This window comes from Campylobacter sp. RM12642, assembly GCF_020137635.1.
In the GTDB taxonomy this organism is placed as follows: Bacteria; Campylobacterota; Campylobacteria; order Campylobacterales; family Campylobacteraceae; genus Campylobacter_E.
In genome coordinates this window covers 43,396-61,001 of sequence record NZ_JACGAT010000010.1, presented here as the reverse complement: position 1 = coordinate 61,001, position 17,606 = coordinate 43,396, and the positions used below count along the sequence as shown (strand labels likewise).

General features: G+C 27.5%; 17 protein-coding genes. 3 read left to right on the top strand and 14 right to left on the bottom strand.

What is annotated here, in order from left to right; translation table 11 throughout:
• Positions 1-426: 426 nt before the first annotated feature.
• Genes AVBRAN12642_RS05465 through AVBRAN12642_RS05415 form a run of 11 tightly spaced genes read right to left on the bottom strand, consistent with a single transcriptional unit; the run spans position 427 to position 12,181 of the window.
• Positions 427-1,002, bottom strand: coding sequence for an NUDIX domain-containing protein (locus AVBRAN12642_RS05465; protein WP_442862363.1), 576 nt, complete (start codon positions 1,000-1,002; stop codon positions 427-429).
• Positions 999-1,658, bottom strand: a complete 660-nt coding sequence (locus AVBRAN12642_RS05460; RefSeq protein WP_336608075.1) for an endonuclease III domain-containing protein — start codon at positions 1,656-1,658, stop codon at positions 999-1,001. Before AVBRAN12642_RS05460 ends, AVBRAN12642_RS05465 begins: the two co-directional genes overlap by 4 nt.
• Positions 1,651-2,391 carry a DUF815 domain-containing protein gene (locus tag AVBRAN12642_RS05455; RefSeq protein ID WP_214117442.1) on the bottom strand — a complete coding sequence of 247 codons (741 nt, stop codon included), beginning with the start codon at positions 2,389-2,391 and terminating at the stop codon, positions 1,651-1,653. Before AVBRAN12642_RS05455 ends, AVBRAN12642_RS05460 begins: the two co-directional genes overlap by 8 nt.
• Entirely contained in the window at positions 2,375-4,372 is a 1,998-nt protein-coding gene (glyS, locus tag AVBRAN12642_RS05450) for a glycine--tRNA ligase subunit beta (RefSeq protein WP_214117443.1), read from the bottom strand. The genes AVBRAN12642_RS05455 and glyS overlap by 17 nt, the downstream gene beginning before the upstream one ends.
• Positions 4,369-5,568, bottom strand: a complete 1,200-nt coding sequence (ilvA, locus tag AVBRAN12642_RS05445; RefSeq protein ID WP_336608074.1) for a threonine ammonia-lyase — start codon at positions 5,566-5,568, stop codon at positions 4,369-4,371. The genes glyS and ilvA overlap by 4 nt, the downstream gene beginning before the upstream one ends.
• Positions 5,555-6,574, bottom strand: coding sequence for a tRNA (uridine(54)-C5)-methyltransferase TrmA (locus tag AVBRAN12642_RS05440; protein WP_336607159.1), 1,020 nt, complete (start codon positions 6,572-6,574; stop codon positions 5,555-5,557). Before AVBRAN12642_RS05440 ends, ilvA begins: the two co-directional genes overlap by 14 nt.
• Complete coding sequence (locus AVBRAN12642_RS05435) at positions 6,567-8,324, bottom strand: Na+/H+ antiporter NhaC family protein (protein ID WP_214117446.1); 1,758 nt, start codon at positions 8,322-8,324, stop codon at positions 6,567-6,569. The genes AVBRAN12642_RS05440 and AVBRAN12642_RS05435 overlap by 8 nt, the downstream gene beginning before the upstream one ends.
• Positions 8,325-8,345: 21 nt before the next feature.
• Positions 8,346-9,632, bottom strand: coding sequence for an MFS transporter (locus AVBRAN12642_RS05430; protein ID WP_336608073.1), 1,287 nt, complete (start codon positions 9,630-9,632; stop codon positions 8,346-8,348).
• Positions 9,629-10,777: a GGDEF domain-containing protein gene (locus tag AVBRAN12642_RS05425; protein ID WP_336608072.1), complete on the bottom strand. Its 1,149-nt coding sequence runs from the start codon at positions 10,775-10,777 to the stop codon at positions 9,629-9,631. The genes AVBRAN12642_RS05430 and AVBRAN12642_RS05425 overlap by 4 nt, the downstream gene beginning before the upstream one ends.
• 10 nt (positions 10,778-10,787) lie before the next feature.
• A complete protein-coding gene (locus AVBRAN12642_RS05420) occupies positions 10,788-11,954 on the bottom strand; it encodes a hypothetical protein (protein ID WP_336608071.1) in 1,167 nt (388 codons plus the stop codon).
• On the bottom strand, positions 11,954-12,181 hold the full coding sequence (locus tag AVBRAN12642_RS05415; RefSeq protein ID WP_214117450.1) for a hypothetical protein: 228 nt from the start codon (positions 12,179-12,181) through the stop codon (positions 11,954-11,956). Before AVBRAN12642_RS05415 ends, AVBRAN12642_RS05420 begins: the two co-directional genes overlap by 1 nt.
• Before the next feature lie 87 nt (positions 12,182-12,268).
• Between AVBRAN12642_RS05415 and moaC the strand changes: the two genes are divergently transcribed.
• The 3 genes from moaC to AVBRAN12642_RS05400 are packed head-to-tail and all read left to right on the top strand — an operon-like array spanning position 12,269 to position 13,976.
• Entirely contained in the window at positions 12,269-12,742 is a 474-nt protein-coding gene (gene moaC / locus AVBRAN12642_RS05410) for a cyclic pyranopterin monophosphate synthase MoaC (protein WP_214117451.1), read from the top strand.
• Entirely contained in the window at positions 12,720-12,974 is a 255-nt protein-coding gene (locus AVBRAN12642_RS05405; RefSeq protein ID WP_214117452.1) for an HP0495 family protein, read from the top strand. The genes moaC and AVBRAN12642_RS05405 overlap by 23 nt, the downstream gene beginning before the upstream one ends.
• 9 nt (positions 12,975-12,983) lie before the next feature.
• On the top strand, positions 12,984-13,976 hold the full coding sequence (locus AVBRAN12642_RS05400) for a hypothetical protein (protein ID WP_336608070.1): 993 nt from the start codon (positions 12,984-12,986) through the stop codon (positions 13,974-13,976).
• A 38-nt stretch (positions 13,977-14,014) separates the two neighbouring features.
• On the opposite strand, the gene AVBRAN12642_RS05395 is transcribed toward AVBRAN12642_RS05400, so the two are convergent.
• The 3 genes from AVBRAN12642_RS05395 to AVBRAN12642_RS05385 are packed head-to-tail and all read right to left on the bottom strand — an operon-like array spanning position 14,015 to position 17,594.
• Positions 14,015-14,746: a thioredoxin fold domain-containing protein gene (locus AVBRAN12642_RS05395; protein WP_214117454.1), complete on the bottom strand. Its 732-nt coding sequence runs from the start codon at positions 14,744-14,746 to the stop codon at positions 14,015-14,017.
• A 26-nt stretch (positions 14,747-14,772) separates the two neighbouring features.
• The gene (selB, locus tag AVBRAN12642_RS05390) at positions 14,773-16,494 is read right to left on the bottom strand and encodes a selenocysteine-specific translation elongation factor (RefSeq protein ID WP_336608069.1); all 1,722 of its coding nucleotides are present in this window, start codon (positions 16,492-16,494) and stop codon (positions 14,773-14,775) included.
• Complete coding sequence (locus tag AVBRAN12642_RS05385) at positions 16,488-17,594, bottom strand: AAA family ATPase (protein ID WP_336608068.1); 1,107 nt, start codon at positions 17,592-17,594, stop codon at positions 16,488-16,490. Before AVBRAN12642_RS05385 ends, selB begins: the two co-directional genes overlap by 7 nt.
• Between the last annotated feature and the right edge of the window lie 12 nt (positions 17,595-17,606).

Here is a 17,606-nt window from a genome sequence, read left to right as displayed (position 1 = left end):
CTTGTCTTATTTGGCTTAGATTAATAGTGCTATTTACATTTTTTATTTTATGTAGGCTAGAGTTTAAAAACCCACCCATATCACAAATATTTAAATCCATTTTTAACTCTCCTTTAACTAAACTTATATCGGTTAATTTTATTTTTCTTTAAGAGTTTTTAGTATTTATTTACTAAGTTTTAAGAAAAGAAGAAAATATAAAAAATTATTATCAGCTATTTTATTATTATTAGCTTTATCATCTATTGCTAACATAAGAACAAGACCTTATAATCACTGCACGATTACTTGGTATGGCAAATTATATTGTAGCCCACATATCAATGATTAATCAAAAGAATTACGAATTTATTCGTAATTCATATATAAGTTTTACTGCATTTATAAAATACAAAATTATTAAAAATTAAAAGAATTTAAATCTACTTATTTTTTATAAATATACCTAAACCACAAATTAGCATAATCAATCAAAGCACTTCTTTTATTTTGTGCAAAAAACTCATCATATTCATTGATTTTTACATATACGCTTTTAATGAATTCTCCATTATCAACGCCGCCACCAACTCCTACAATATCATCATCACTAACCCTAGCAAAAAATAAATGTTGAGTATTTACCCCACTACCAAATCCTGTATAAAATTTATTAATATAAACTAATTTTTTAGGCTTAAATCCTAATTCTTCTATACATTCATCTAAGGCGATTTCTTCTAAGCTTTTGTTTTTATCAATTATCCCACTACATAATTCAACCGAAAATCCACTCTCATAATCTTTACAATTTTCGTAATAATATAAAGGTGCTCTAAATTGTTTTACAAATATAAAACTATCCTTGCTCTCGTGATATAACATAATACTAACAGAATCAAAAGACTTTATAAAATCCCAATCTACCTTATGCTCGTTTATAACAAAACTAGCTCTTAAAGGTTTTATAAAATCTGATTTTTTAAACTCAACTATTTTAAAATCACTTATATCAATTTTCATTCAAGCTCCTTTAAAACCTTAAGCCCTATTTCATCAAATTGTTTATTTTTATAATGATTTTGCATTAGATTATCAATACTTGCAGCAAAAATCATATAAATATATGACAAATCTTGAGTATTTAATGCTTTATAAAAATACTCATTATCAAGCCCACTAGCTATAATATCTATAGCTTCTTCGTAATTATTAAACTCATAGCCTAATAGTTCTAAAAATCTTTTAGCATTTGAATTAACCACAAAAATAGGCTTTTTTAAAAGAAAATTACTAAGCATTAAAGCCGTATCAAAACCAATGCCTTTAATATCCATAATCCAATCAAAACTAGCATTATTAATAAAGTCATCAAAACTGCTAAAATCATTCACAATTGCCTTTGCTAAATCGCTAATTTTTTTTGCTTTTGTATTATAAAATCCACTTGCTTTTATTAACTCGGCTAGTTCTTTTACATCAATTAAAGCAAGTTTGTTTATAGAATTTGAAATAGGAATTTCAACATTTTTTAATGCTTTTTGAGTGTTTTGCCACTTGGTATTTTGACCTATTAAAAGAGCTAAAAATTTTGAAAAATCATCATAATTTTGCCATTCATAAGAACCTTGTAAATTATGTTTTAATAACGCTTTAAAAATACTAGCTCCATTAATCATTCAAATCCTTTTTTAGTTCATAAAATTGTTTAGCGATACGACCATTTTTTGTGCCTTTTAAATTTGCAAATTCTAAAGCCTTAGCCTTTATCTCATCACTAAATTCATCTTTAAATAATGATTTTACAATGCTTAAATACTGCTCTTGGCTCATTGAATAAAAATTAAGCCATATTCCAAATCTTTCTTTTAAAGCAAATCTATCATCGCTTTCATCTTTAAAATCAGCGTCTTGATAATTTGTATTACTTGATTTTAAAAGATTTTTATAATTTGAGCTTAAAATAAACATTATATTATCACTTAATTTCTCACATCCACCATCTAAAATCGGCTTTAATGCCTTAAAACTATCATCATTTATACTAAAGCTTATATCATCTAAAAATATTACGAATTTGTATTCTAATTCGCTTAAATCATCAATAATATATCTTAAATGCGATAAATCTTCTTTAAAAACCTCAACTATTCTTAAATCACTTTTAATAAATTCATTAAAAATAGCCTTGATTAAACTAGATTTGCCACAACCTTTTGCACCGGCTAATAAACAATGCTGATAGGCTTTGTTTTGTAAAAAATTATTCATATTATTTTTTAAGATATTAAATTCTTTATCCAAAAACAAAAGGTCTTTAAAATCAACCAAATCAAGGTTTTTAATAGGCTTAAAGCTACTAGTTCTTGCTCTATAACTAGCAGCTTTAAATTCTTTAAACAATGCTATCAAAACTAACTTCTTTTAAATCAGCCACACAAGCAATGTGCTTATAAATGCTATAAACTAATGCTAAGCGATTATTTTTAATCTCTAAATCATCAACATTTATCATAACATTATCAAAAAACTCATCAATGATAGGTTTAAGTGCAAAAATCTTACCTAAATTATCACTCACATCATCACTAAAACTAATATCTTTATAAGCTTTATATAATTTAATCTCATATTCATTACTTAATTTGCTTTCATCACAATATAAATCTTTACTATCTTTTATGATATTTGCAAGTCTTTTAAATGTTGAGATTTTGCTCTCATAATCTTTATCTTTTGCTAGATTTATAAGTGCTTTTATATTCTCATCAATTACTACTAAATCATTATTATTCACATTTAAAACTGCTTTTATAAAAGATGAATTTACGCTATATAAAGCATTAAATCTATCTGTAATAAAATTAAGCAATTTAACTTTATCATAATCTTTATATAGACCTTTAAACTCGTTTAATAAATCTAATAAATTAAATTTAACGCCTAAATCAATTAGAATTTTAATAATACTTAAAGCTGCTCTTCTTAATGCGTAAGGGTCTTTATTACCACTTGGAAGCTTGTTTATACTAAATAAAGCCATTAAAGTATCAAGTCTAGTTGCTAAGATTACAATTTTACTTAATTTTGTGCTTGGGATAACATCATATAAGTATTGCTCTTTAATAGCAGTGCAAACTTCACTAGAATACCCCATATTAGCAGCATAATATGAGCCTACAATTCCTTGTAATTCAGGGAATTCGCCTACCATTTGTGTCCTTAAATCAGCCTTGCTAAGTGTGATTGCATCTTTTATATTTTTTGTATTTTCATAAGCAAATAATTTTGCTAATCTTAAGGCAATTTCTTCTTCTCTTTGTTCTTTTTGTGCTATTGTGCCTAATTCTTGCATATAAATTGTATTGTTTAATAATTCAGGTTGTAAGCCAAGTTTTAAGTCATTTTCCCAGAAAAACAACGCATCACTAAGCCTTGCTCTTAACACCTTTTCATTACCTTTTTTTATAGTTTCTAAATCAGGATTGAATGAATTTGTAATTGTTATAAAATTATTGCTTAAAGAATTATCCTTATATACTGCAAAATAGCGTTGATTTTCTTTCATTGAAGTAATTATTACTTCAGGTGCAACTTGTAAAAATTCTTTATCAAAACTACCTAAAAGCGCTGATGGATATTCAGTAATTGCTACAACTTCTGCTAATAATTCTTCATCAATTTCAGCTTTTAAATTCCATAATTTTTCAATATTTCTTATCTCACTTAAAATGATTTCTAATCTATCTTTAGGATTTAATATAACTTTGCCTTCTTTTAAAGTCTTAAAATACTCATCTTGGGTATTAAAAGAGATTTTATCCATACTAATATTTCTATGAACGAAAGTGCTTTTACTTGAGTTTATATTAAACAAACTCGCATTAATTAATTCATCATCCATCATAACGCATAGTCCAGTAATTGGGCGAATAAAACTAAAAGTATTTGCACCCCAACGCATACTTTTACCAAAATTAAGACTTGTAATAAAGCTTTCTAAAATATCATTTATTAATTCGCTAAATAATTTACCTTTTTCTATTTTTTCTACATATAAACAAACTTTTCCTTTAATTTCTTTAAAGCTAAGTTCGTTTTCACTAATATCTGCTTTTGCTAAAAAACTCTCACCAGCTTTACTTAATTTCCCATCTTTATAGGCTACTTCTTTAGGAGCTCCGATTAATTCTATAACGCTATCGTTTGCTCTTTCGTTTGCTTTAAATGTAAAAACAAATCTTCTAGGAGTATATAAAAACTCTAAATTACTAAATTCAATATTATTTGCTTTTAAAACCACTTCTAATTTATCTTTTATATTTGGTTCTTCTTTTAAAAAAGGAATTGCAGGTAATTCTTCTGTAGTTATTTCTATTAAAAACTTTCTCATTTTATCTCCTTAAATGTAAAACCTTGCTCTTTAAGAATTTTTCCAACTTCTTCTTGATGAGCTTTGCCTTTAGTCTCAAGTGTGATTGTAATATTTGCATCACCAAAATCAGTGCCTAATCTATCATAATCAACTTTTATTATGTTTGCTTGTGCGTCTTTTAAAGCCTTAGTTAAATCAAGTAATGCCCCTGCTTTATCAATTAAAGTTACGCATATTTGCATTTTTCTATAACTTTTAATAAGACCTTTTTCAATAATATTATTTAGCATTGTAATATCTATATTTCCACCACTTAAAATACAAACTACATTGCCACTTAGATTAGGAATTTTACCGTGCATTACAGCAGCTACACTTGCTGCTCCTGCACCTTCAACTACTTGTTTATGTTGCTCTAATAAAAATAAAACCGCATTAGCTATTTCTTCATCGCTAACCATAACCATATCATCTACATTATTTTTAATTATATTAAAGCTATCTTCATTAACATCTCTTACAGCTATACCATCAGCTATTGTTTTTACCTTGTTTGAGTTTATGATTTTACCTTCATTAAAGCTATTTAGCATAGCACTAGCGCCCTTGCTTTGCACTCCTATTAATTTAATATTTGGATTAATTTGTTTTGCTGCACTAACAATACCGCTAATTAAACCGCCACCGCCTACTGGAACGATGATATAAGAAATATTGTTTAATTCTTCAATTAGTTCTAAAAATATAGTCCCTTGTCCTGCCATTACAAACGGGTCAGCAAATGGGTGAATAAAGGTCAGATTTTTAGTCTTTTCTAACTCTTTTGCGTAAGCATAAGCTTCATCAAAATTATCGCCTTTAAGTATTACATTAGCACCTAAATTAGCTGTGCTGCTTACTTTATTTACTGGTGTTGATTCTGGCATTACGATATGAGCTGCTATACCAAACTTTGAAGCAGAAAATGCTACTCCTTGAGCGTGATTTCCTGCACTTGCTGCAACTACTCCTAGTTTTTTTTGCTCTTCATTTAAACTTGCAATCTTATTATAAGCGCCCCTTATTTTATAAGCTCCAATTGTTTGAAGATTTTCACATTTTAAATATATATTATATTTATCATTTGATAAAAATCTTGAATAATTAAAAGGCGTTTTAATTGCCACATCATATACTTTTTCTTTAGCCGCATATATTTTGCTAAGCTCTATCATCTTTCTTCCTTTCTAGGTAAAATCCACACTCTAAATGCTCTGAATTTATAAATTGGTCAAACAAAACAAATCTTTTTAACTCGTGAGTTTTGCATAATTTTTCTAAATCTATTTTAGCCGTTAATGGATTGCACGAAATATAAATTATATTATCATAGTTTTTTACTAAATTAACACATTCGCCTAAACCGCATCTTGGAGGGTCTATTAAAATATGTGAAAAACAAAAATCATCTAAATTTAAATCTTTTAGCCTATTAAAAGCTCTTACCTTATTAAAAGCGTCTTTTACTTCACTATCTTTTAGCCTTGCTGTAAAAATATTATTTACATTATTTAATTTGCAATTTTTATTTAAAAATGCCACATTTTTTTTACTAAGTTCTGTTGCAAAAACTTTTTTAAAAAATGGTGCAAGTGCTAAGGTAAAATTACCATATCCACAATAAAGCTCTAATAAATCATCGCATTTTTTATCTTTAAGACAAGATTTTGCAAACTCAAGCATATTTTCATTCATACTTAAGCTAGGTTGGATAAAACACTCATCATTAAACTCATACTTAATACCATTGCTAAAATGCTCTAAAATATCGCTTGGATATGATATTCTTTGTTTTCTTGATTGCATTATTAAATTAAGCTTTAAATTAGTTAATTTGCTTAATTTTTCGTAATAATTTTCTATTTTAAATTCTTTTATGTCTTTATGATATAAAAGTAAAACATTTAAAGTATAAAAGCTCTTAAAAAATCTAATCTCAAATAATTTATCTTTTAAAACTTCATCTAAAGCCTTAAGCAATTTAGGCATAAATTCTCTTATCTCATCACATATAAAAGAAGTATCAAAATCAGTTATTTTTACCTTATCTTTAAACATAGCATAAGATATTTCGCCGTTATTTTTGTATAAAGCAAAATTAACCCTAGTTCTTAAGCCATCTTTATAAATCTTCTCGCAAGGAATTTGAAATTCCTTGCAAACTAAGTCAAATTTATTCAACTTTTTTTCCTATTAAGCGAAGTGCTAAGCTCATCATAACAACACCTAAAATAATTGTTAAATACACATTTAAGCCAAGACTTACAGGAATATATCCAAAAATTACGCTAATAGCACATACTAAAAGAGCATAAGGCATTTGAGTTTTAACATGCGCACTTAATTCGCATTTTGCACTCATTGCACTTAAAATTACGGTATCAGCTATCGGAGAACAATGGTTTCCAAAAATAGCACCTGTTAAAACACAAGAAATATTTATAACCATATATTCATGAAGTTCATTTCCACTCATACCTGCTTCAAGACCAACTGCGTGTGCGAGTGGGATTGCTAAAGGCATTAAAATACCCATAGTTCCATAACTTGTGCCTATTGCAAAACTCATAGCCGAGCCGATTAAGAAAATTAAACTAGGAAGTAATACATGCGGAGTTGAACCTGATAGTAATTGAACTATGTATTTATGAGTGCCTAATTCTTTTACAATTGCAGCTAAGCTCCAAGCAAAAAGTAGCATTGCAATTGTAAATATCATACTCTTCCAGCCATGTAGCCAAGTCTCTACTGCTTCTTTGTGATTAATTTTTTTGCGAACTAGACCTAATATAACTGCTACAACACTAGCAAATAATGCAGCTTGAAATAATGCTAAGCTTGAGTTTGCTTCACCTAAAGTAGTTCTTATCGCATAAAAACTTAAATAATTTTCTTCAATCTTGCTTAAAATGTCTGCTTTATCAGGGTCATCTATAATTGCATTTAAACCACTAAAATAAAAACTTGCTAAAGCTGTAATAATAAGAGTTAAAATAGGAATTAAAGCATCACTAATTTTATGCTCTACTCCATCATTTGGTTTTAATTCACGCTCAAGTTCAGCTCCAACATCAAGTGCAGCTTCACTTACTATTCCTGCACGAGCATTTTTTTCAGCTATATACATTGAGCCAAATTCTCTTTGCTGAATAGCTGTTAAAACAACGAAAATTAGCATAAAGATATTATAAAATCTATAAGGAATTGTTTGCATAAATACTCCAAAAGCATTTACATCGCTAATTCCTACTAAAGAATAAGCAGTTTTAATAAGTCCAACTTCAATACCTATCCAAGTAGAAATTATTGCAATTCCTGCAACAGGTGCAGCGGTGCTATCAAGTATGAAGCTTAATTTCTCACGAGAGATTTTAAACTTATCAGCAATTGGTCTCATAATAGGACCAACGGTTAAACTATTTGCATAATCATCAAAGAAAATACAAAGCCCTATAAGCCAAGTGCTAACTTGAGCTGAAACAGGACCTTTTACAAAACGAGTAAGCGCAAGTGCAACTGCGTTTATTCCACCCATTTTAGTAATTAATGCAACCACACCACCTATACAAAATACTTGCAAGATTACTCCTGCATCATCGCTATCTATCATAGCATCTAGCAAATGTTTTACTATATTTGAAAATGACGCTAAAAATAAATTTACCCAATCCATAAAAGATGGATTATTATAAGTAAATGTATAAGTATCATTTACAATATTTGCTGTGTAAAAATTAGCAAAAGCTAGAAGAAAAGTCCCCGTAAAAACACCTATAAATAAAGATAAAATTACTTCACGAGTAATAAAAGCTAAAATAATAGCCATTAAAGGCGGTAAAAGTGTTAAAACGCCATACAATTGCATATTGCTAACGCTTGTATCAGCTGCGTTTGCAAATATACTAAAAAACATTAAAAACAAAAATCTCATTTTAAATTCCTATTTTAAATTCTACATTCTTTTTGATACTAAACAAGCCGTAATAAAGGCAACAAATGCTACTAAAACTATATAAGCTCCACCACCGATTTGATATAAAAATGGTGGATTTTCACCAATTGCAACTTTGTTTAAAAACGGCAATAATATAGGAGTTATAAATCCTGCTATTGCGTAAGCTAGGTTGTAGCTAAAGCTAATTCCACTATAACGAATTTTTGCAGGGAAAATCTCAACCATAATTAAAGGCGTAAAGTTCATAAGTCCTGCACTAAGAGTTGCTAATAAATAAAAACTCACAAGTAAATTAATATCCTTGCCTATATACAACTCATAAAAATACAACGCACCAAAAACACCCCAAAGAATGGCAAAAATCTTATAAATCCTACTAATTCCAAATTTATCACTTAAAAATCCTGTTAAAACACAACCAATCATCATAGCAAGTATTCCATACATTTGAAGAAGGGTATTATCAACAGGGTCTAATTTCATAACAGCTTTTACGAAATTTGGAGCAATTAATAAAAATACAACCACACAAGCAGTTAAAACCCAAGTAACTAAAATAGAAATAAATATCCCAAATCTATGATTTTCTATAACATCTTTTATAGGAAGTTTTACTAAAGAATCGCTTTCTTTCATCTTTTTAAATACAGGAGTTTCATTTAAATAGCGTCTAAGATATAAAGAGATTATTCCAAAAACACCACCTAAAGCAAATGGAATTCTCCAACCCCAATCCTTTAACTCTTCAGTCGTAAAATTAAGCTGCATAATAAGTGCAACCAAACAACCAAGTAAAATTCCACCAACAACGCTTGAAGTTAATAAGCCTATAAATAGACCTTTTTTGTTATCTTCACTATGTTCTCTTACGAATACCCAAGCACCAGGTAGCTCTCCACCTATTGCCATACCTTGAAAAATACGAACAAATAAAAGTGCAATAGGGGCTGCATATCCAATTGTCTCATAGGTCGGAATAATAGCAAGTGCAAAAGTAGGAATTACCATAAGCAAAATACTTAGCATAAACATATTTTTTCTACCAAATTTATCTCCAAAATGTGCCATCACAACACCGCCTAAAGGACGAGCTAGATAAGCTGCTGCAAATGCTCCATAAGTATTTAGCTCTTGCCAAAACGGGCTAAGCGTATTTGGGAAAAAATGATGTGCAAAATAAGATGAAAAAAATACAAATATAATAAAGTCATAAAACTCAAGAGTGCCACCAAGTGAGCTTAAGGCTAGAGTTTTTACTTCTTCTTTGTTTAATTTTTTTGTCATATATCTCCTTTTTCGTAATTTAATTTATCTCTATTAATAGCCAATTCTTCATAAGCTTCGCTAATAAATTTATTTATTTGATAATCAAATGATGAAGTATGAGATAAACCTACAATTACTTGAACTTTAGCACCTTTTACTCCAAAACGATTTTTCATAGCTTCTTGCTTAACTTCATCTATATAACTTTTAACAACAACCTCATCTTCATTAATAATAAAAACCAAAAACTCATTACCACTCCAACGAGATATGTATTTTTCGTAGTTTTCGCTATGCTTTCTAAGAATGTATGCAAATTCTTTTAAAACTTCATTACCTAATTCTGTTGTATATTCTTCGTTAATTTTTCTTAAGTTATTAATCTCTATTACTATTACACTAGCTTGAGTAATTACATCTTCATCAGCATTATGTTCAAGTTTTGCATTCATAATTTCTAAGAAAGAATATTTATGATAAGTCTCTGTCAAGGTATCAAAACTGGTAAGTCTTTTTAAATGATTTTTTCTGTTTTCATCGTTTACAAACCTAATAACCTGACCTAATTCCATAATAATTTGAGTAAAAAATATAGCACTAATTACAAAAATAATATTAATAACATAAATAATTACTTGACCTGGCTCTTGATAAACCTTACTGCTATAAAAGAATATAAATAAATATATTACAAAATAAACAAAAGGGAAAAGAAAAATTAAAGGGGAATATTTTCTTAAGTTAAGATAATAATACGATGTAAGCATTATTAAATATAAATCAAATCCATAGCCCCAACCTATACTTAAAGAAAAATAAGTAGCTGTAAAAATTGATTCTAATTGAAATAAATACCAAACATAATGCCTTACACTAATAAAATTAACTCTAATAATTTTTTTAAATAATGATGATTTAAAAGATTTTTTACCATTTAAAATTTTTCTATATTTATTATAAAAATAATTTTTCTCTCCAAAACTTCTATAAAGTTTCCTACCTATGTATAATAAAATTAAAAAAGCTAAATAAAATATAGCTAAAAGGAAAAATTCATAAGCAGTGCTTGTAAAATTATTATAATAAAAAACTAATCCAGTAAAAAATCTAGCGAAAAATAAAAAAAGACTATTTACTAATATTAAAACCTCATATTTAACCACTTTAAACCTTTTAAATTATATCGTCATATCCACTTTTGTATAAAATATATTCACGACCCATTGTTTTTGTTTCATACTTTAATTTAATAGTTTCGTTTATTTTTTCTAATAAAACTTTAGGTCGTTTTTGAGTATCAATAAACTTATGATATTTTGCAACAATTTTTAAATAAATGTCAAAATTATCCTTTTTCTTTCTAATCATTTTATCAAAATCTTTGCTTATTGATTCAAGTAAAAAATAAAACTTAGAACTTTCTTCTTCTAAAATTAATACAAAAGTATTTAAATCCCATTTAATTATAATTTCATCATTAGGATAATAAGCTCTTAAAAGACTTAAAAACTCTTTCATTACTTTGTTTTGATAGTAATAATCCGTTCTAAAAAAAGAATCTTGGTCTTTTTGAAAAAAAGCTATTTCAAAAATACATACATTAAGATTATTATAATAATTTTGCTGTCTTTGTAAAAGCAATTGAGTAAAATCTTTTTTATCAATTAAATTAAATTTAGTATGAACTTGTTTTGTGATTTTGGCATTATTTTTATTAGCTGATAATTTTTCTATATCTTCAATTGATTTTAGACCTACTACATAATTGCTAAATACAATACTAGAAAACACAACAACAACAGAAATTACAAATAATAAATTAGAAAAAAAGCTTTCTTTATGATAAGAATGCCAAAAATAATAATCAATTAAAAATACAATTACAAATGTCAAAATTAAAGCAACATAGGTTATATTTGCTATTAATAATCTCTTTTTAGAATCATTAATAAACATTATATAAATTAAGGTAGCTAACAAAATAATGTATAAATGAGCCCCGCCTGCCATAGAATATAAATATATATTACAACAAATAGCAATGATTATACATACTCCACCACCCATAAAGCTAAACCAGTCAAGATACCTTGCTACTGATTTTTTCTTTCTATTTAAAAGTAAAGCATAAAACAAACAAGCACAAATAATATATAGACTTGATATAAAAAATTCTTTGGCAAAAAGCATAGTAATACCTAAAAAGCCAAATGTAACAATAATAGTTAGTATTAAAATTACATAAATTCTTTTTAGGGTAATATTATGGTTTTTTATATCTTCATAAGTATCATAAAGTTCTTGTATAAATTCTACTTTTTGACTATCGTATTCTCGCATTATGCCTCGTCATAACTATAATCATCGTCATCATACATATCTTCATCATATATGTTATATTCATCAAGACTGCTTAATTCATCATCAAAATCTTGCTCAAATTCGTCATCAAATTCATCTAACTCATCATCAAATTCGTCTAATTCATCATCAAAGTCATCATATTCACTAAAGCCATCTAATTCATCATCTTCATAATCTAAAAACTCATCATCATCGTAAGCCATATAATTTTCCTTAATAAAATTAAAAACGCTAATATACCATTTTATTTATATTATTTGTTAAAATCTAAGCAAAAATAAAGGAAAAAAATGCAACTTACACACATAAACGAGCAAAATAATCCTACTATGGTTGATGTTAGTGATAAACAAATTACTAAAAGAAGAGCTTTAGCAAGTGGCAAAATCACAATGAACGAAGAAGCTTTTAAAGCAGTTTTAAACGGAAATGCTAAAAAAGGAGCGGTAATAAATACAGCTATTGTTGCAGCTGTTATGGGAGCTAAACAAACATCAAATCTAATCCCAATGTGCCATCCACTACCAATTAGTAAAGTTGAAGTAGATATTGAACCAATTGAGAATGAATTTGCTTTTAGACTAAATGCAGTGGTAATCACCGAAGGAAAAACAGGTGTAGAAATGGAAGCATTAAATGCTGTTAGTGTAGGCTTATTAACGATTTATGATATGGTTAAAGCAATTGATAAAACAATGGTTATTGATGATATAAAATTATTAGAAAAAGACGGAGGCAAAAGTGGTCAATTTAGAAGAAATTAAAGCTGATTTAAAGATAGAATATCCTTGCAACTGGAGCTATAAAGTAATACTTGATAAAGATGATGATATAAATGAATTAGTAAAAAAGCTAGATATTAAAAATGCAAAAATTGAAAGTTCAAAATCTACAAGTAATTATAAAAGCTATAACCTAAGCCTAGAAGTGCCAAATGAAGCTTATAGATTAGAATTATTTTCTACTCTTAAAAAACATTCTAAATTTGTTTTATAAGGAAAAACTATGAAAAATATATTATTTAATGAAATACAAGAAAAAGCAAAAAAAGAATTTATTAATTCAAATGATGATGGATTAATAGCTAGATTATATACTAAATATTGTGAAGAGCTAGAGAATTTAGAAGCACTTACAAATGAGAATAAAAATATAGTTTTAAAAGCCCTTTTAAGAGCAAAAATGTCTATAAAAGAGCAAGAGATTTATACTCTTACAAATGAGCTTGAGATGATTAGAAAAGAGATAAAATCAAAAGAATTAGAGCTTTATAATATTACAAAATCAAGTTTTAATGAGCTAAGTAAGGTAGTTCAAAATGATATTCAAAAAGAATACCTTGAAGAACTTATGTTAAATGAAGCAAACTCGTTACAAATTCTTTACGAAACTTCTCAAAATGCTTTTATAAATGTTCTTGAAACAAATATAATGATAGAAGAAAGATGCTTTTTAATAAGTAATTTTATGTTAATTAATGCACTTGAATATGCTAAGTTTAATAAGGATAAAATAATTAATGCAGCTGAACTTATCTTAAAAGCAGCACTTGAACTAGCAAATGAATGGCAAAGCTATGCTGAAGAGCTTTTAACTGGAGTTTTAAATGGACTTTTAGAAGGTATATTTGCTATCTTAGAAAGGCTTAAAAAGGATTTAGAAGTTAGCTTAAGTGATAATGAACTTGATAATATGAAATTATCTCTTCTAAGCCTTGAGAGTGATTTTATAGCTATGATTAAGACAAATCTAAATAACGATGCTTCAGGTAAGGCTCTTGAAAATATTTTAAATAATAAACTTGATAATAATTTTGCTAAATTTGCAAGATTAGTAAGAGAAAACAAGCAACTACTAAATATAAAATTAATTAAATTTCAAAATAGCGAACTAAACGAAAAAATCAAAAAAGAATTAAATACTTTAGAAAAAGCTTATAATGAATTTGATGTAAAAAAATTAGCTTCAAATATTTTCACAAAATTTAAGAAGAACTAAAAAAAAGAATTTGAAACTCTCGTTTCAAATTCTAAAAATTATTTAACTTTTATATTACTAAAAATTGCTGGAGTATAATTTACACCCATATTAAATACTTTCTCATCAACCTTTTTAGCATATTCATTTTTTCTATCTTGGTCAATTTTTTTGTATTCAACACCATCTTGATAATATTTTCTTAATATTGCGATTTTTTCTTCATCAGTTTTAGCTGTTTTGATTTCATCAAAAATATTAAGCGATTTATCTAAAGCATTCTCGTGCATTGGAAGTGGAGTTAAAACAAATTTAATATTAGTTTTTTTCAAATCTTCTTCTATATTTTTTAAATGTTCTCTACAATAAGGACAATCAGGGTCGCTAAATACTACCATTGCAGTATTGCTATTTTGCTTTCCTAGATTAATAATCATATCAGGATTTTCTTTAACAAAATCTGTTAATAATAAGCTTAATTTCTCTTGTTTTTCTTTTTCTTTTTTAGCCATAAAACTAGCTTTTAAATCTATACTTTCTTTCATATTAAGCATAGTTGGTGTTCCATAAACTCCATCACTAAAGAAAACATCAGAGCCAACTACAACTCCATCTTTTAATAAATTAAACTCTACCATTTCAAATTTTGAATCAGGAACTTTATCAACTTTTACTAATTCTACTTGAATATTTTCTGGTGTAATTGTTTTTACAAATTCTATAACTTTATCACTAATTTTGCTAGCACTTAAAGCGCTTACAACCGACATTGCTAATATTATTTTTTTCATACTAATCTCCTTAAAAAAATAAAAGTTTAATTTTGCATTAAATAGCGTTTATTGTCAATATTTTTTACACCCTTTAAAGTGTCTAAATACTCAAGTAAAGCAATGGCATATTTTCTACTTAAGTCATATTCATTTTTAAGTTCTTGCACTCCTACACCTATTTTTAAAATAGGGCTTATGTTTTTTACAAATTCTTCAAGTGCTTGTGTGCTAATAAAATAATTATGTGCTAGTCTTTTTACCTTATTTTGAGAACATAATTTCTTCATAATATCATCGCCACTTTTTCTATCTAAATTAAGCTCATCATAGATATTATAAGGAGCTTTTGGGGTTAGGCAATTTAATTCATCATATATTTTTTCTTCATTATTTTCTAATAATTTTTCTAATTTTTCACCTTTTTTATAAAAAAGACCATTATTAAATTCTAAAAAATCTAAATCTTTTAAAGCCAAATCACACAAAAACTCATCAATTCCTAATGATTTTTCTAAGCTTTTTGCACTTTGTAATGAATAAGGGTTTTTAGTAAAAAGCTCTTTTATATTATTTTTTGTATCTTCTAGGGCTTTTTTTGAATATACACAAGCACCATTTAAATCTACTATCTCGCCTACTTCTTGAGCGTATTCTAAGGCTTTTTGCGTGCTTAGATTAAATCTTTGCGGCGCACAAAAAAGCCCAAAACCTGAACTATGATTTTGATTTAATAAAGCAAAAGCACTTTTAAAATCTTTTTGCTCTAAAGCGTTTAATAATTCAATCATTTTTGATTTTTTAAGTGGCTCTGTAAGTGGATTTAACACCACTCCACCAGCAACAGCACGAGCATTTTTTAAGATTATAAAAGGCTCATTAAAACTTAGAGCAATTGGTTTTTTTAATACAAATTTTGCAAATCTATCGTATTGTAAAAATTTCGCTTCAATTTGCTTATTAGCAGCACAAAACAATACATTTTCATCGTGCTTTAATTCACCTTCTAAAGTAGTATAAATCTCATTTGCACTTCTTAAATAACCCTTAGAATAAATGATATTTCCTACTTTTAAATTCCCTTTAAAGACAAAAGCAACCCTAGCAGGTGCTACTACACTTTCTACATTTTTATGCTGAACTTCAATTGATTTTATTTGAATATTTTCTAATTCATCGCTTAAATAAGTTTTGCATTCTAATTTGCCACTTTTTAAAATACCCGTTGCTACAAGACCAATGCCTTTTACATTAAATACTCTATCAACATTGATTTTTAAAGCAAAATCTTCATAATTTGGAACTTTTAAACTCAATAAATATTTTTTAAGCTCATCTATGCCTAATTTATTTTTAGCACTTACTAAAAATACTCTAATAGGCGTAAAATCAAGTTGTTTTAAAATCTCTTGCTTTTTAGCATCAATATCTTGGCATAAATCAATTTTATTTAAAACTAAAATTATATTTTTTACACCCATAATTTTTAAGATAAAAATATGCTCTAAAGTCTGTGCTTTTAGCCCTTCATTAATATCTACAACAAGCATTGCGTATTCACTTTGAATACCACCTATCATTGTCTTAACCAAGCTTTCATGACCTGGCACATCAACAAATGAGATATGCTCTAAGTGTGAAAAGCTCAAATCAATAGTAATCCCACGCTTTTGCTCTTCAGGTGTATTATCTCCATCAAAATCATTTAAAGCTTTAATTAATGAAGTTTTGCCGTGGTCAATATGACCTGCGGTTGAAATTATTAACATTTATAAAGTCCTTCCTTTCTCCATAGTGCGAAATTTTTTTCATATCCTATGCCGTAATCTTCGTAAAATTTAGGGCAATTAATAGCCATTTCTTGAGTTTTGTTTGGCTCATCGTGTGGATAAATATAGTATTTTTCTTTATCAGGATGATTATTGTCTAAATATGTTGGTATTTGTAAGGCTTCATTGCTATTTACAAATTCTAAGGCTTTATTGATTGCCTTATAAGATGAATTTGATTTTTTAGAATTAGCTAGAAAAACTACACATTGAGAAAGTGTAATCCTTGCTTCAGGTAAGCCAATGTCTTTACATATTTGCAAACACGAATTGGCCATTACTAAAGCATTTGGATTTGCATTGCCTACATCTTCACTAGCAAATATACAAAGCCTTCTAGCAATGTATAAAATATCAATACCTGCATTTATCATTCTAGCAAGATATAAAATTGCTGCATTTACTTCACTTGCTCTTAAGCTTTTAATAAGGGCTGAAGTTAGTAAAAACTCATCTTCTTTATTGCTAATATAATTTGGTCTTAGTGCTTTTAGCTTTTCTAGGCTGATATTTTTAAAAACATTTGCGTATCTTAAAAGATTTAGCATTGCTCTTGCATCGTTTGAGCTTGATTTGATTAAATAATCTTTTATTTCTGTGCTTAAATTAGGTTGAGCTTGTTCTAAAATCTCTTTTAATTCATCATAACTTAATGGCATAAACTCAAAAAACAATAACCTAGAGCATAAAGCCTTATTTAGTGAATACAAAGGATTATGAGTGCTTGCAGCTAAAAAATAAAAATTATTTTCTTCTAAAGGTTTTAATAACACATCTTGAACGCCTTTATTTAAGCGATGAATTTCATCAATAAATACAACAGGCTTAAAAAGGCTATCTTTTTTAATAACTTTTCTAAGTTCTTCAACGCTAAAGCTAGCACCATCAAACTCATAAAAATTAGTTTTTAATTCTTTTGCTATAAATCTTGCAAAAGTGGTCTTGCCAACTCCACTTGGACCATAGAAAACACTATGCGGAATTTCTTTTGCTTTTATAAACTCATCAAAAATTTCTCTTACTTTATCCTGCCCTACCATTACTATCCTTTA